At 67.3% G+C, this 1,957-nt stretch carries 1 protein-coding gene; it reads right to left on the bottom strand.

The window, feature by feature from the left end; all coding sequences use genetic code 11:
- Nucleotides 1-1,926 (bottom strand): type I polyketide synthase (locus ABZ707_RS33400; protein ID WP_360182650.1); only part of this gene is annotated, 1,926 nt, incomplete at its 3' end.
- Between the last annotated feature and the right edge of the window lie 31 nt (nt 1,927-1,957).

The raw sequence follows: 1,957 nt of genomic DNA, 5'->3' as shown, positions 1-1,957 counted from the left end.
CCGCCCCTCCACCACCAACCGCCACAAATCCTCCGGCGACTCCACCCCACCCGGAAAACGACACCCCACCCCCACAATCGCCACCGGCTCATCAACCAGCGGGACAACGGAGGGCTTCGCGACAAGCGGCGTACTCTGGACCGTTTCCGTACCCACCACTTCGGTCCAGAGGTGATGGGCAAGAAGGAGTGACGTCGGGTAATCGAAGACCAGCGTGGCCGGCAGCCGCATACCGGTCGCGGAATTCAGCCGGTTACGCAGCTCGACGGCGGTGAGGGAGTCGAAGCCCAATTCCTTGAAGGCCCGGTCCGGTTCCACCACATCACTGGACTCGTGTCCAAGAACGGCGGCGACATGACCGCTCACCAGCTCCAGAAGCAGGGTCTCCTGCTCCTCCTGCCGAAGTCCCGCCAGCCGCTTCGCGAACGTCTCGGACACATCGGCCGCTCCGCTGCCGCTCCGCCGGACGGGGACGCGCACCAGACTGCGCAAGAAGGGCGCCACGTCTGTCGCGGAAGCGATGGCCTGGGCCCGGAGCGCGGCGAGGTCGAGACGCATCGGGACGAGAAGGGGCTCCGTGGAAGAACTCGCCGCGTCGAAGAGCGCCAGTCCTTCCGAGGCCGTCAGACCCGACACCCCGCCCCGGCCCAACCGCGACACATCTCCCGCACCCAGACCACCCCCCATCCCACCCAACTCCGCCCACAACCCCCACGCCAACGACGAACCCACCAACCCCAACCCCCGACGATACTGCGCCAACCCATCCAAAAACGCGTTCGCCGCCGCATAATTCGCCTGCCCCGCACTACCGAACACACCCGCCGCCGACGAGAACAACACAAACGCCGACAGATCCATCCCCAACGTCAACTCGTGGAGGTTCCAGGCCGCGTCCACCTTCGGACGCAGAACACCAGCAATCCTTTCCGGCGTCAGCGAGCCCAGCACTCCGTCGTCCAGCACACCCGCCGTATGCACCACCCCCGTCAACGGAAACTCCGCCGGAATCCCCGCCAACACCCCCGCCAGACCCTCCCGATCCGTTACATCACACGCCACCCACTCCACCACAGCACCCAGACCAGCCAACTCCCCCGCCAACTCAGAAGCACCCTCCGCCGCACCACCACGACGACTCACCAACACCAAACGCCGCACACCGTGCACCGCCACCACATGCCGCGCCACCAAACCACCCAACACACCCGACGCACCCGTCACCAACACCGTCCCACCAGCACCAAAAGCCGGCACCTCCACCGATCCCGCGCCCGCCCGCACCAAACGCGGCACCAAAACCCGACCACCCCGAATCGCCACCTCCGGCTCACCCGAAGCCACCGCCGCCACCACCACACCCAGCGAAGCCGCATCACCATCCACATCCACCAGCACAAACCGGCCCGGATTCTCCGACTGCGCCGACCGCACCAAACCACGAACCGCCGCATGCCCCAGACCCCCCACCCCCTCACCCGCACCAACCGCCACCGCGCCCCGCGTCACCACCACCAACCGCGAACCACCCAACCGCTCATCCCCAAGCCACCCCTGAAGCAACCCCAACATCCGCACCACACTCCCGTGCGTACCCTCCACCACACCCTCACCGGACTCCTCACCCGCCAACGACACACACACCGTTCCCGGCACCGAACCCCCAGCACCCAACCCCGACAACCCACCCACCGAGCCCCCGACCACACCCGCCGCCTCCAGACCCAACCCATCCGCACCCAACACCCACCAGTCCCCGCCCCCCACCACCGACGCCGACGCAGAACCAGCAACCTCCGTCCACTCCACACGGAACAACGCATCACCCACACCAGACCCCGACGCCGAACCAAGCTGCTCTACGGATACGGCCCGCAGAGCGAGCGACTCGACCGACAGCACGGGCTGCCCGGTACCGTCCACCACAGCCAACGACACCGCACCCTCACCCGCCGAC

It is taken from the genome of Streptomyces sp. NPDC006923 (assembly GCF_040635655.1).
In the GTDB taxonomy this organism is placed as follows: domain Bacteria; phylum Actinomycetota; class Actinomycetes; order Streptomycetales; family Streptomycetaceae; genus Streptomyces.
This window is presented reverse-complemented; position numbering and strand designations above follow the sequence as displayed.